15 protein-coding genes are annotated in these 13,737 nt (G+C 48.0%); 5 read left to right on the top strand and 10 right to left on the bottom strand.

All coding sequences use genetic code 11. The features are described 5' to 3' along the window. Positions 1-128 precede the first annotated feature (128 nt). Together AC4BAN_RS03910 and AC4BAN_RS03905 are read left to right on the top strand one after the other, a co-directional pair. Positions 129-389, top strand: coding sequence for a hypothetical protein (locus AC4BAN_RS03910; protein ID WP_490563063.1), 261 nt, complete (start codon positions 129-131; stop codon positions 387-389). A 243-nt stretch (positions 390-632) separates the two neighbouring features. Next, entirely contained in the window at positions 633-911 is a 279-nt protein-coding gene (locus AC4BAN_RS03905) for a hypothetical protein (RefSeq protein WP_490563062.1), read from the top strand. A 133-nt stretch (positions 912-1,044) separates the two neighbouring features. Here AC4BAN_RS03905 and AC4BAN_RS03900 read toward each other — a convergent pair whose 3' ends face one another. From AC4BAN_RS03900 to AC4BAN_RS03885, 4 genes are all read right to left on the bottom strand, one after another. Then, positions 1,045-1,911 carry an aldo/keto reductase gene (locus AC4BAN_RS03900; RefSeq protein ID WP_490563061.1) on the bottom strand — a complete coding sequence of 289 codons (867 nt, stop codon included), beginning with the start codon at positions 1,909-1,911 and terminating at the stop codon, positions 1,045-1,047. A 113-nt stretch (positions 1,912-2,024) separates the two neighbouring features. Next, a complete protein-coding gene (locus AC4BAN_RS03895; RefSeq protein WP_490563060.1) occupies positions 2,025-2,975 on the bottom strand; it encodes a cation diffusion facilitator family transporter in 951 nt (316 codons plus the stop codon). Positions 2,976-3,129: 154 nt separating this feature from the next. Beyond that, a complete protein-coding gene (locus AC4BAN_RS03890; RefSeq protein WP_490563059.1) occupies positions 3,130-3,543 on the bottom strand; it encodes a hypothetical protein in 414 nt (137 codons plus the stop codon). Positions 3,544-3,554: 11 nt separating this feature from the next. Then, the gene (locus tag AC4BAN_RS03885) at positions 3,555-4,409 is read right to left on the bottom strand and encodes a TIGR02587 family membrane protein (protein WP_490563058.1); all 855 of its coding nucleotides are present in this window, start codon (positions 4,407-4,409) and stop codon (positions 3,555-3,557) included. Positions 4,410-4,760: 351 nt separating this feature from the next. On the opposite strand from AC4BAN_RS03885, the gene AC4BAN_RS03880 reads away from it, so the two are divergent. Next, on the top strand, positions 4,761-5,603 hold the full coding sequence (locus AC4BAN_RS03880) for a metallophosphoesterase (protein WP_490563057.1): 843 nt from the start codon (positions 4,761-4,763) through the stop codon (positions 5,601-5,603). 41 nt (positions 5,604-5,644) lie between these two features. Here the strand turns inward: AC4BAN_RS03880 and AC4BAN_RS03875 are convergent, their stop codons facing one another. The 5 genes from AC4BAN_RS03875 to AC4BAN_RS03855 all read right to left on the bottom strand — a co-directional run bounded on the left by AC4BAN_RS03875 (position 5,645) and on the right by AC4BAN_RS03855 (position 11,439). Next, positions 5,645-6,580: a hypothetical protein gene (locus tag AC4BAN_RS03875; RefSeq protein WP_490563056.1), complete on the bottom strand. Its 936-nt coding sequence runs from the start codon at positions 6,578-6,580 to the stop codon at positions 5,645-5,647. A 79-nt stretch (positions 6,581-6,659) separates the two neighbouring features. Beyond that, on the bottom strand, positions 6,660-7,022 hold the full coding sequence (locus tag AC4BAN_RS03870) for a hypothetical protein (protein ID WP_490563055.1): 363 nt from the start codon (positions 7,020-7,022) through the stop codon (positions 6,660-6,662). Between the two features lie 5 nt (positions 7,023-7,027). Then, a complete protein-coding gene (locus AC4BAN_RS03865) occupies positions 7,028-8,497 on the bottom strand; it encodes a glycosyltransferase (RefSeq protein ID WP_490563054.1) in 1,470 nt (489 codons plus the stop codon). Then, the gene (locus AC4BAN_RS03860) at positions 8,497-10,041 is read right to left on the bottom strand and encodes a 4Fe-4S binding protein (RefSeq protein WP_490563053.1); all 1,545 of its coding nucleotides are present in this window, start codon (positions 10,039-10,041) and stop codon (positions 8,497-8,499) included. The genes AC4BAN_RS03865 and AC4BAN_RS03860 overlap by 1 nt, the downstream gene beginning before the upstream one ends. A gap of 9 nt (positions 10,042-10,050) precedes the next feature. Then, on the bottom strand, positions 10,051-11,439 hold the full coding sequence (locus AC4BAN_RS03855; RefSeq protein WP_490563052.1) for an NAD(P)/FAD-dependent oxidoreductase: 1,389 nt from the start codon (positions 11,437-11,439) through the stop codon (positions 10,051-10,053). Positions 11,440-11,762: 323 nt separating this feature from the next. Here AC4BAN_RS03855 and AC4BAN_RS03850 point away from each other — a divergent pair, with 323 nt between their 5' ends. Continuing rightward, on the top strand, positions 11,763-12,296 hold the full coding sequence (locus AC4BAN_RS03850; protein ID WP_490563051.1) for a hypothetical protein: 534 nt from the start codon (positions 11,763-11,765) through the stop codon (positions 12,294-12,296). Between the two features lie 184 nt (positions 12,297-12,480). Here the strand turns inward: AC4BAN_RS03850 and AC4BAN_RS03845 are convergent, their stop codons facing one another. Further along, positions 12,481-12,789 carry a hypothetical protein gene (locus AC4BAN_RS03845; RefSeq protein WP_490563050.1) on the bottom strand — a complete coding sequence of 103 codons (309 nt, stop codon included), beginning with the start codon at positions 12,787-12,789 and terminating at the stop codon, positions 12,481-12,483. 153 nt (positions 12,790-12,942) lie between these two features. Between AC4BAN_RS03845 and AC4BAN_RS03840 the strand changes: the two genes are divergently transcribed. Then, positions 12,943-13,701 (top strand): hypothetical protein, encoded by a 759-nt coding sequence (locus AC4BAN_RS03840; RefSeq protein ID WP_490563049.1) that lies wholly within the window; start codon positions 12,943-12,945, stop codon positions 13,699-13,701. Positions 13,702-13,737 lie beyond the last annotated feature (36 nt).

The following is a 13,737-nucleotide window of genomic DNA, read 5'->3' as shown; positions in this document are numbered from 1 at the left end:
CAATTATAAACATTTATTTTTTAAAATATTCTTATTTGCAAATGTTACCTTTTAGGGCATTTTTTCCTGTTTGAATAGCCCTGTATTAGCTATCATTGTATCAAGAAATCCACTAAACCCACTGAAACATGAGCTTAATCGTCAACTACTTGAGAACTCGTGCGTCTGACTGCCGTAGCACACGTGGTACCGCAGCAAAGCCCGCTGCATTGAAACAGCTTCTCCCAGAAAGTGTGTTTGATTTTTCTACTATTGATGGAGACATGATCGGCCATAGTGCTGGATCATCGGCCATTAGCAGTGGTTCCGGCATTTTTATCGGGGACTATTTTGTTGGGAAAAGCGAAAATCTTTTTTCTGTTAGCAACTTGCCTTTTGTACGTTACTAACCCAGACCTTATTATTTACAAAGCATTTAGTATTTTATTGGTTAATAGTTAGTTGTTAGTTGTTTGTGTTAGATTAGTACGAAGCCCTGCAGTCCCCTCTGCAGGGCTTCTGCTTTTTGGCGCCATTGCTTAACCTCTTGGTATACCTGTAGTTAGAGCGCTACTACTTTAATTTTCTAAAACAATAGAAATGCATTGTACGTTTGGATAGGAACGTTTCATCCATTACAAACACACATTTCTATGGAAACAAATATTAATGAATTGAAAAGAAAGGCCGACAGCTACAACCCTGACAAAAAAGAAGGGCCGGTTGCCAGAAACATTGAAGAATATACTTCTAAAATTCCTTCTGACGTATTTTTATGGTCTGCCTTGGGCTCTATGGCTGTTTCTGCCACATTAAAAGTCATCAACAAGGATGAGGAAGCCCTTTTTGTAGGACAGTGGGCCGCCCCTTTCCTACTGTTAGGACTTTATAACAAGCTGGTAAAATTAGAAGGCCACGACAAGCAGTCCTGATAAGATTAAGCTACTTTAACAACAAAGGCCGCATTCACATGCGGCCTTTGTTGTTGTTTAGGCTATACTTTACATAAATAATAAACTAAAGGCAAATTTGTAAGCCTGTAATATAAAGCCTCTTTAGCGTTTCCTATTTCGCAAACGACTCTATTTTGTCTAATTCATTCATGTCCTCTTTAGACAGCGAAATAGAAACCGACTTATAGTTTTCCTCCAGATGCTTTACTTTGGAAGTGCCTGGGATCAATAAAATATTAGGTGCGCGATGCAATAACCAACTCAAGGCAATTTGGTGGGGAGTGGCGCCATGCTTGTCGGCCATTTGTGTCAACTTGTTCATGGTGTCCTTGTTGTTGGCATTCATGGGGTTCCAGGGGATAAACGCAATTTTATGCTTTAGGCAGTATTCCAGTTCATCTTCCCAATTGCGGTAGTCCACACTATATTTGTTCTGCACCGACACCACTTTTACATATTTTTCCGCCTCCTGCATCTGCGCCACGCTCACCTCCGAAAGTCCTATATGCTTTACCAGTCCTTCCTCCTGCGCATTTTGCAGGAATTCAAGTGTCTTACCAAAAGGCACATCCGGATCCACGCGGTGCAACTGATAGAGGTCAATTCTATCCAGCTTCAGCCGTTCCAGGCTTCCTTGCAAAGCTTCTCGCAGGTGATCAGGATGCGCGTTAATGTTCCATTCACCCGGTCCCGTTCTTTCGAATCCCCCTTTGGTGGCGATGACCAGGTCTTTGGGATAAGGATACAAGGCCTCAGCAATTAACTCCTCCGATACGTTCGGTCCGTAACTGTCTGCTGTATCAATAAAGTTGATACCCAGTTCAATTGTTCTCTCTAAAACACGAATCGCTTCAGCTTTATCTTTAGGAGCTCCCCATACGCCCTCTCCTGTTATGCGCATGGCGCCGTAACCCATGCGGTTAACAGTCAGGTCATTGGCTATGGTGAAGGTATCTGCTTGTAATGTTTTATTAGTCATTGGTTGAAATCTTAAGTTTGTGTATATGTCGTGGTCAGGTGTACGCGCTTTACCTTTTCCTGTTTCCGGAGTGCACTAATGCGAAAGTTACACCAAGTTATGCTTAAGTGTGGCTACTTGAAGGAACCGGTTCCGGGCGCTTCCTTTATTTTTTTAGAGGTGATGGACTTGGCTTCTATAAAAATGCGCTTAACCTCCGGATGACTCTCGAATATGGCGCTTTCGAGCCTTGCGATGGCTTCTTCGACATCTGTGGCTGTAAGTTCGCTTTTAAAGCTGACATCAATCGCCAATAAAACTTCGTATGGCCCCATGTGCATGGTTAGCGGTGAGGCAATCCTGTCTACAGCTGGATCGGCATTCGCAATCTGGCTGATACTTTCTACTGTGCGGGCGTTCGCGCCTTCCCCTATCAGCAGATCTTTACTTTCGGAGGCCAGTAAAACGGCTACGCCAGCCAGTAAAAGTCCGATCAACACAGAAGCTATCCCATCGAACTGAGGATTGTTAAAAGAGTGACTCAGGAAAACACCCAGAAAGGCAATGGCAAGACCAATTATCGCGGCTGAGTCTTCGAAGAGAACCGTAAACGTGGCGGGATCCTTGCTTGCCCGCAGTGCGCGCAAAAAATTCTTCTCTACCCTGGTCTTGGCAAAGTTCTTATAGGCAATCACCCAGGCGATGCCCTCAAACACTGCAGCTAAACCCAGAATAACGTAGCTCCAGGTTGGGTCTTGTAGCGGGTTAGGATGCTGCAGATGCATAACCCCCTCGTAAAGCGACATGCCTCCGCCGATCGAAAAAATAAGTATGGCCACAATCAGCGACCAGAAATAAAGCTCTTTGCCATGCCCGAAAGGGTGCGATGGGTCGGCAGGCTTCTGGCTTTTCTTTAACCCTAGTAAAAGCAACAGCGAGTTGCCTGTGTCTACCAACGAATGGATGCCCTCGGAGAGCATGGCAGAGCTACCACTAAATGCTGCCGCCACAAATTTCATGATGGCAATGGCCAGGTTTGCTGCCAGGGCTCCATAAAGCGGAAGTTTCGATGGACTTACATTCATGTTATAGGGTTTAATGGAAATAAAGATGTGCTAGTACGTACGGCATTGGGGGCAGAAGTTGCAAAATATCCTAAAACCACACCCTCCTTACCACTTTAAAAATCCTCCCCACCAACGGCTAATAGCGTAACTCTGTACTAGTGATAAACTGGTTTCAGGGCTTTTTATAACTTACTATTCTGGCTCTTAACGAATCGGATTGGTCGGGGCTGGTAGAAAAAATCACCCAGCCTTCTCTATCCGACTCCTGGGGGGCATAGGGCAGTTGTAACTCTGCCTTCTCCAGCACCTCGCCGTTTTTTATCAGGGCAAGTTCCACCAGTACCTCTTCGGCTGTAGCGCCTCCGTTGTTGTGCACCATCACGTGATACCGGTGTGGCGCATGCTCAGATGGGTCTGCCCAGCTTTCAATGAACAGATCAGGAGAAGAGGGTTGGTGTGCGTACACCTGGTAACCCAGATAACTGAAAATGGACAAGATCAACAGCAGGCTGATACCGAACACTGCCCATTCCAGCCCGTTTTTCTTGTCCTTGCCCTGCTCATCCTGTTCCTTCTTTTGCTCCATTTGTTTATTGTTTATTTAATCAGAAGACGACCGGCCGAGGCTCCCAGTGTGGCCAGAACCCCTAACACGATGACCTGTGCAAAAGCAACCCAAAAACTTACCCCGTCAAACCTTCCGAAAAACCAAAGTATAAAAGCCGATGCACCCAGTGCAGTTACATAGCTAAGAGAAGTGTCAAAGGCTATTTTATACAGCATGTTGTCCGACCCCTTGAAAGCGGTTCCCCTGAAATCGCTGAAATACACCACCAGTACACTGAGTAGCAACGATACAAATGCCATCATTAGAATATGCAAAGGTTCAGCTTCTACGGCAATCAGCAACACTTCTTCGGTGGGGGCCACGTTACTGCCTACCATTACGGCACCACAAAGCGCGAGTACAAAAATACCCAGCTTGGTAATGGGCTTTTTGGATTTGGTCTTCTTGTTCCCGCCCCCTTTTTTTTCGTCATCCGAACCTAGTTGCGCAGTTCCGATCGACACACCGATCGAGACCGTCATGGCTTCAATGATAACCTTTCCCATCAGTTCGTCAACAGACATCTGGAAAAGCACGATCCGTTTTAACATGAGCAGCACACCGAATGAGATCAGCAAACCTATTCCTATTTCTTCCACGGAATCTATGAAAACACTTCGCCAGGACACATCCGGATGCATGCCGGCAAAGCGGTTGTAACCTATTAAAAGGCCATAAGTAACCACAACCAACAGCAATAACTCAAGCGGAGTGGCTATAAAGCCTGCCCACCATACTTCCATAGTATATAAAAGCGGAAAACTAAACAGCAGTCCGCCCGCAATACCCCGTGCATATTCCTTTAGTGAATCGCTGATGGGCCTGCCACTTACTATTTGCGCCATAGTGCTATTTTCCTTTTCATAAAGTGCTCTAAGAACCTTCCCTCTTAATAGGTCACTTTTACGCGATAAATTTGATTATAGCCGAAATTTTTGATGGTAGTCATGTAGCTCTAGTTAGCCGCATTTACAATTCTTCCAATATTTTTTTTATGCCCCGCTACAACAAAATCAGACAAGCAAGAGTGAAACAAGGCAAGGGCTTGCCCTGAAAAAAAACTTATGGTGCAGGATATCAGAACAACAGGCAAACTACTTACACACGTATAGGAATGCGCACCTCTCAGGGCCGGTCCAGCTAGAACGCGCTGCTTAAACTTTAACAGACTTTGGCGGGGCATTTAATTGGAACGCATGAAACACAAAATCATATTTAAGATACTGACTGCAGCGGCTACCGTGCTCCTGTTGGACGCGCTTGTCTTGGAGAAATATTTTTTCGAGGTAAAAACGTTTGACATCGGGAAAAAGAACGGCACGAAAAAATTAACCCTTGCCTTGCTAACAGACCTTCATTTCAAGCAGTTTTTACTCCCCCACCATCGCAGGCTGGCTGCAAAGTTAAACAGCATCCAGCCAGACCTGCTCCTGATCACAGGCGATACCCTGGACTCATCCGGCACATTGCATCCCATGCGTGAGTTCTTTACACACCTGGATGATCGTATTAAAAAGGTGGCCATAACAGGCAACAACGATTATAAAGCAAAGCCTGACATTTGTCTAATAGCGAAGGTTTACAAGCGGCACAACTGCGACCTTTTGATCAATGAATCCAGGGCGTACCTGCTTCGGGGAGAAAAAGTAATGATTACAGGACTGGATGATTTTATAGAGAGCGAGAGCGACTTTCTGAAAGCGGTGGAGGGGGTCGGGAGTGAACAGCATCATTTGCTACTCATACACAGCCCTTTGCAACAGGTAGCCGTGCAAAAACTGTTAACCATTTTAAACAAGCAGCGCACCTTATCCAACCAAATTAAAATCAGCTATATATTTGCGGGCCATACCCATGGGGGCCAGGTGAGGCTGCCCGGTTATGTGCCGGTGCTGCCCGGCAAGTCGGGGGCGTTCGTGAATGGCTGGTATAACAGCCAGGCTCCTTTTCTGTACGTGTCCAGGGGGTTTGGTACCTCTACGCTTCCCTTTCGCTTCTTTTCCAGGTCGGAGCTCACGCTGTTCAACTATTATGTCTAGCGGTTTCGCGTTGTTCCTTTTAACACAGAAGTCCCTCCTGCTTAATTCGGACTACTTAATTTCAGATCCTGACGCAGCGGCTCAAAAGCATTCTTGTTTTTAGTCCAGTAATCCGTCATCAGTTTGGCTTTGCGGCTGGCCCGGCTCACTTCCTCCTTCCCATCGGGCAAGGTACGCACCTCTTCCCAACCGGCAACCTCGTAGGGGAAGGCCTTTGTGAAAAATATGCGCAGCTCTCTTGGGTAACTTTTATACTTTACATTAAGTGCCCGCAAGGCCGCGGCAGGGTACCCGCCTATACTATCCGGTGCAGGGTTGATGCTGATCGTCGCCTCCTCAGCCTCTAACTGCTCATGCGTTAAACGCTGGTCAAGCAAACCCGGGATCAGCATTGCATCACCCAAAGGCACCTGGTTCGGATGCAGGCGCAGCAGGGTCCAGAGGTTATCTTCCGGCATTGCGTCAATTATCAGGCTTTGGTCACTTTCCTGTTCAAAATAGGATAACAACTGCGCTTTGTACTGATCTCCCTGCCGGTTAAGTTGTGTAAACGTGTGGCCACACCACTCCTGCGAACTGGCCGACACTTTTGTGGCCGGAATACTGTCGTAAACAGGTGTAAAAACCGAGAGCATCATGGAATAGGGATAAATGCCCGTTACAAACTTTTTAGTCAGGTTAAGTTTCAACACCTTTTGTACATCCTGTGCCCCATGCTGCGGGTTATCCAGCTTAACTTGCTTGTGTTTTGAGAAGTCTTCTGTCACAAAGATCAAAACAGCTTCTGCATCCCGCCGCTCTCCGTACCGGTACTGCGAAAGGCTGTACGAGTTCAGCTCAGCCTTCCCCTGGTACCAGTATTCCCCGAAAGCATCGAAGTCGAGTTGGCGGGTAGCTGCGCCCGATGTTGTATTTACTCCGGATGATTTACAGGCTGCCAGCGCTAAAAGCAACAGGAAAGAAAAGTAGTTTTTCATACTTGGTTTATATATTACAGCGGTGTAGATACGTGTTTTAATAAATTAAGAATAGAGGTCAACGTCCGTTAGAAAGCGATCAGCGGGCAGCCTCCAGCGCACAGCTAAGTGCATTTTGGAGCTCATAAAGAGACTTTAGTTTGTTAAGCTCTTCTGATTCGAGCAACACCTCGATACGATTATCACCTGTTTTTAGGGCAACCAGCGGGTAGGTGCTGCGCAGAGGGGCAAACTTCCACTCGTTTCTATAAACAAACTCCACCTCCATCGGCAAACTTTGGATGTAGCTGGCCCATTCCTGCCGCATGGTAAATTTCCCGTAGGTAAGCGCGCACAGGCTGCAGGCATACGTGCCAGGTGAGATTATCTTATGGGCAAAGTCCGTTAGCCGGTTAAAAAAGCCGGTTTCGGCATTATATACAAATTGTAATTTTTGATGCATATGGCCTAAACTTTTCTGTAGGATTGAACGGAATGATAAAACACAAGCAGGTACCCCAGGGCGAGCATCCCGTGAAAGACCAGCAGACCGAACTCTTGTTTGAAGACGCTCCAGGTAGCTACTCCCAAAAATAAAACACCCAGCACGCCCTCTATATAAGTGGTAAAGGGCATCTTTAAGTTCAGGTAATAGTTTTCGCGCCACTTTTGACCCTTAGCCTCCAGGTTAAATTTAGGTGTCCGGATAAAAGCTGACTTACGCCCGGTCCAGCCCTCCCATACGGCCACGGCATTGTGAAGCGCCAAGCCCATAGAAACCGAAAGGAAAAGCGGGAAATACAGAAAAAAAGCAGCTGTGCGCCTGATAAAAGGGGTTTTGTCCTGGTTGTTGGCCTGAAAGTAAACCAGGCTGATTACCACAAAACCCAACAGTGTAATGGCACCTGCATTAAATAATGCGTTGGCTAACAGGTGGTTGACCTTTGCCCACAACAAAGGGATACTGGCCAGCGAAGCCAGCAGCACTGCCACAAAAACAGTACTGTTGAGCAAATGCGCGGCAGCGTGGTACTTTAGTCCAAAAGAGGCACCGGATTGCATAACGGTGCCCATGTGCTTGGCAGCAGACTCGGCCCCACCCTTTGTCCATCGGAACTGCTGGGATTTAAGTGCACTCATAATGGGCGGCAGTTCTGCCGGCGACTCCACATCTGCCAGAAACTTAAATTGCCAGCCCTTTATTTGCGCCCGGTAGCTCAGGTCCAGGTCTTCCGTCAGGGTGTCCTCCTGCCAGTTTCCAGCGTCAAGTATGGTTTTCCGGCGCCAGACTCCGCCCGTTCCGTTAAAGTTTATATACGCCTTCAGGCTGTTACGCCCCACCTGCTCCACCAAGAAATGAGCATCCAGTGCAAAGGCCTGCAGCCTGGTAAGCAACGAGAATTTTTTATTGAGGTGTGTCCAGCGTGTTTGCACCATCCCAATCGCCGCATCACAGAAAAAAGGGATCGTGCGTTTTAGGAAGTAGGGCTTTGGCGTAAAATCGGCGTCAAAAATGGCAATAAATTCTCCGGCGGCATGTGCCAGACCATACTTTAAGGCACCGGCTTTGTACCCGCTGCGGTCTGGTCGGCGGATATGCCGCCACTGTAGCTGCGGATAATGTGCTACCTCCTGCGCAATCAACCGGCTGGTTTCATCGTCGCTGTCGTCCAGCAGCTGTATTTCCAGTTTACTTGCCGGGTAATCCAGGGCGGCAATCGCTGCGATTAAGCGCGCTATCACATATTTCTCGTTGTACACAGGCAGCTGCACCGTAACCATCGGCCATTCCTCTGGGTCAGGAGGTGTTGCCTGCCTTTTCTGTTTGGTGTGCTTCATAACCCTATACAGCAAGTGCGCCTGGGCGATGCTATACAAAAGTATAAACAGCATGGCCACAGCATACACGGCTACGGAGAAATGCAACAGTACGTTCATCAGTTCAATATTTTAATAGACGAATTCCCGGTAAGGATCGGGATATCCACGATCCTGCCCTGCTCTGGGCCGTTCTCCAGCTTTAAAACCCCGCGCGGACAAACCGAGGCGCACACCCCACACCCCACACAGGAGGCACGCACAATGTCCTGCCCCCTTTGTGCATACCAACGCACGTCTATGCCCATCTCGCAATAGGTAGAGCAGTTGCCGCAAGAAATGCACTGGCCGCCATTGGTAGTGATGCGGAAACGGGATTTAAACCGCTGCACAAGCCCCAGGTAGGCCGCCAGCGGACAGCCAAAGCGGCACCACACCCGGTTGCCCATTAAAGGATAAAAGCCCACCCCTACCACGCCGGCAAACGCAGCGCCAATTAAAAAGCCATACCACTCATGCAAGGTGTTGGTCCACTGCCCTAGCAACTCAAAACCCGAGAAGTAGTTGGCGATGGTTACGCCAGTCATCACGACAGCAAACACCAGCACCCCGTGCACCATCCAACGCTCCACACGCCAGGCGGACAGTGATTTATCAGAAAGCTGGCGGTAAGGGTCGCCGGCGGTTTCGGCAAGTCCGCCGCAGCCGCACACCCAACTGCAATACCAGCGCTTGCCGTAAAAGTACGTCATAAGGGGCACACCTAAAACAATGAGCAGAACGCCCCACACAAACATAAAGAGGCCGATGCTGCCGCTGCTTAGCATGCTTTCCAGGCGATAGTCATAAAAAAAGGTATAATCCAGTGGCCAGATGTTTTTAAAGTCGTGCCAGGGCTTGTTCAGCAACACCAGTATTTCCGGAATGAGGAACGCGAAGCTGAGCTGGAAAAACATGACAGAGGAAGTGCGCAGCAGCTGGTATTTGTTGCCTCGGTACTTGCGGAACATGCGGATCCCCATCACCAGTATGGCCAGCGTGTAAATAGTGCCATAAAGGAACCACTGGCTCGCCGGACCTCCCGATAGCAGGCGGCTTAACGGGTCTACCAGCAGGGTCCAGTTCACGATGTACGCTGGAAACCAGTACAGCACCACATAGATCCCAATCAGGTAAGCACCCAGTATGACCCCAACAAGTCCTCTGTGCTTGTTAGAGGAGAACATGACGCCATTGTGTTTGATACCTGCCGTTTCATGCTGATATTTCGGCAAGATATGCAGCAGCGCGCCGATTGTACCCAGCCCGATGGTAAGCATTAAAAGCAAAAGGGTGTGGTTGGCGACAAAGCCCTGGCTGGCAATTTTGGTGGCGGCAAAAGTATAATCATCCCAGATGACGCGGTCCCATTGCTCGTTCGCTTGCTGCCGTGTGTTGTAGGCGTCGAAGTTACTTTTAAAGGCGGTGGCAAAAGCAAAACTGCTGCCATAGGTTTTGTTCAGCATAGGCTGAAGCTCCTGCTGTAGCACCTCGTAATTGGCCGGGCTGGTCACTTGTTCTAGTTTCTGCGCTGTCAGCCTGAACTCACCCAGAATCAGCAGCAGGTTAAAGAGTAGCAGGGCTGCCAGAAAAAGGGGAAGGCCTGCTTTTTGTATCATTTTCATCTGTTTGCTTTAAATACCCAGAAAGGCCAGGCGGCTTTTCTTCTTTTGTTTGCCCTGTGGCTGCAGGTTGGTGTTAAACTGCCTGTTAAATGCCTCTAAAATCGCCTCATGGTGTTTTTCATAAAACTCAGGGTCGAAGTTGGCGCGCGGCAAGTGCCCCAATATTTCTTCTACCGGGCTTCCTTTTTGCAGGGCCTCGTCAAAAAAATTGTGCCGCAGCCTCAAGCCGAACGCGTTTACCCCCAATAGTTGCCGGTTGTGCTCATCGAACAAAACCCGGAAACACATTTTGCCATCCGGATGCTCCCAGTAAAAAGAGACCACTGGCTTTGCCCACTTGGGGGGCACCTGTCCGTAGGTCTGGTACTCAATATCTAAAAACTTAGCCGAGTTAAACCAGGGACCAGGCGAGTAGGGTACCGGTTCCCGGGTCAGGTTATGGGCCAGCGTTTCGCCGTGCATGCGCCCTGTGTACCATACTTGCTCGATGGCCTTCCGAAGCGGGGGTGGTGTGCGGTATTCCACACAGTCCCCGATCGCATACACATTCGGCAGGTTTGTGGCAAAGTGCTCGTCCACTAGTATGCCTTTGTTCACCTCCAGTTGTGTATCGCGCACCAGGCCGATGTTTGGGCTCACGCCCACGGCTAGCCCGACAAACTGGCAGGCTATTTCCTCGCCGCCTTTGGTCACAACGCCTTTTACACTCCCGTTGCCGTCATCCTGAATAAAGTCCAGTTCTTCGCCTAGTCGCAGGTCAATGTGATGCTCCCGTATGTGTCTTCCGATTAATTTTGCTTCTTCCTGGGGCAGAACATTATTCCAAAACTCCAGTTCCCGAACCAGCAAAGTGACTGCAATGTTGCGGCTGCGCAACATCTCGGCCAGCTCTATCCCGATCAGCCCGCCGCCTACTACCACTGCGCGGCTACAATCTTTGGTAGCCGCCTCCATACTTTCCAGGTCCTGGTAACTATATAAACCCTGCACCCCCTGCAATTCCTGCCCGGGCCATCCGAACTTATTTGATTTCGATCCTAGTGCCAGTACCAGCAGATCATAGGGCAATGCCTCCAGCTCTTTCAGGTGCAGTTGTTTCTGTTCAAAATCGATGCTCGTCACCAGATCATGCACCAGCTTCAAACGGTTCTTCTCCCAAAATCCGTCTTCATAGGGTTTGATGTGGCTATAGGTCATGTGCCCCATGTAGACATACATCAGCGCCGTTCGGGAGAAAAAGTGCGCGGTTTCAGCAGACACGATGGTGATGTGCGCCGTACTATCGCGCTTGCGCAGGTGGCGCGCGCAGGTAACACCCGCAATTCCATTACCGATAATTACAATGCGTCGGCCCTGCTTCCGGATACAGAAATCAATCTTTGGTTCAGACACTTTCATGTAGTAATAGTTTGACACGTTTTAACTGGGCCAGCAACTGATCAGGGTTAAGCAGGCAAATTACCTCTTTTATAAGCACGAACAGCAATTTAACCTTAAATACGCTCTCATGTTTGATTTCTAGACAAAACGATCATTTACAAGGTCAGATCACAAAGCATCTCTACCTGGCCAAGTCAGCAATAAGGCCTGAGTTTAGCGCCTTTTAAGAAGTACGTAATGGGGACTTAGTGCGGATTCTGGGGATTTATAGTACCTGCATCGGGAAAATCCAGAACAGACAAGCGCTTGACACAGTATAACTTTATCATAAAACAAAAACTATGAAAAAAGCAGACAAAAAGAGAGACCAGAAAGCCAATAAGCAGGATAACCCCGCAGCCACTATGGCCCGAGTAGCCAGTGGAATTGGGATAGGTATTGTTGCCGGGCTTGTTGGCACAGCGGTGATGACGGCGGCCCAGATGATTGAAATGCAGATTGAGGACCGTAAACCAAGCGACACACCCTATAAAGCTGTAAAAAAGACCTTCGGGATAGAAGCGCAATCAGAAGAGGACAAAAAGCTCTTAACCAATGTAACCCATGTGGCTTACGGCACTGTGTGGGGGGTACCCCGAGGCCTAATGGCAGCGTTTGGCATGAAAGGGCTACCCGGTACCGGCGCTCATTTTGGTGCCGTATGGGGCACAGAATTAGGTATGCTTCCTGCTTTGGGAGTGGCCAAACCAATCACTACCTGGAAACCTAAAGCCATTTCTGAGGATGTGCTGTTTCATGGCATTTATGCCCTCGCCACAGGCGTAACGGCAGATGCGCTTGCCAGATGGATGAAAAAGGCTTATAGAAAAGGTTAATCACACGGTTTTATGGAACGGTTATTCTTTTTTCTGGCTTGCCGGTGTATAAAGTATAATCCTTTTTAAAGTATAACTGGTAAGTTGCGCCTGCTTTTTAACATGCTCCCGGCAGGGCTGCTTGCCCGTTATAAACTTTTGTAGTACTACTCTCCTATCCACTATTTCTCTACAAAGTGTTGTTTTATACTTCAAAAGTAATTTCTGCTGTAAAAGTGCCTCCATCCGAATCTGCTTCGAGCTTTACTGAGAGATGATCATAAAAAACAAACTTTTTGTTGAGCACCACCCTGTCCTGCCCCACCGCTGCATCCGGTTGCACTACCTGACTATAGATAGGAACGTCTTTTTCGTCGAGCACCACCAACTTTAGCTTCCTTTCCTGCCCTGTCCATGTACGCACTTTCAGGTAATGTAACGTCAGGCTTCTGGCTTGTTCGTTTCCCGAAACCCGAAAGGTTGTGTTTGATTCGTTAAGGTTAACACTTTGCATAGCTTCTTATACTTTCAGTAATTCAATTATAATAATGGCCATTTAACAACATCTATTAGAAATAACACGTTATTAATTAGTCCGTTACGCCTCTCTTCTTTAAACTCCATCTGCCCTTGATGGTTACTTTTCTCACATTTAAATAACACAGATATGAAAACTACTAAATGGAAGCTGTTACCCGTTTTGGTCCTTTTTGCCGTTACCGCCTGCGATAAAGAAGAGGCCTTACAGCCTGTTCACACGGTTGCCCAAACCAGCGCAGTGCATACATCAACCATTAACCCGGCTGATTTTGTAGCAGTTATTGATAACCCCTACTTTCCGTTAACCCCCGGTGACACCTATTATTATGTTAACAAGAGCTCGGACAAAGGGGAAAAAACCGTTGAATACATCAAGGTCAGTGTAACGCATCAAACCAAAGAAATTCTGGGTGTCACCTGCCGGGTAGTGCATGATGTGGCTACAGCCGAGGATGGCACTGTGTTGGAAGACACCTTTGACTGGTATGCACAAGATAAAGCTGGGAATGTGTGGTATTTTGGTGAATTCACCAAAGCACTCGAAGACGGCATGGTCAGCACAGAAGGATCGTGGGAAGGTGGTGTGGATGGTGCGAAGCCGGGTATAATTATGTGGGCGAACCCCAGGGCACATGTAGGGCAAACCTATTACCAGGAGTTTTATCCCGGTGTGGCTGTCGACCAGGCCAGGGTGTTTCCGAGTTACAGATCAGTAAAAGTACCCTATGGCCTCTTCCATAAATGCCTGACTATCGAAGAGTTTACGGCCCTGGAGCCAGATGTGCTGGAAAGAAAGTCCTACGCCAAAGGAATCGGGATGGTGTATGCCCAAGCAATTAAAGGAGGCAAAGAGCGAGAGGAACTCATAAAAATCACCCATGAGTAAGTTAATTTTTTAAAAGGGAACAAGGCACTGACGTTC

Source organism: Pontibacter sp. GD13 (genome assembly GCF_058216355.1).
The sequence above is the reverse complement of the archived record's forward strand: the minus strand, read 5'-3'. Positions and strand labels throughout refer to the sequence as shown.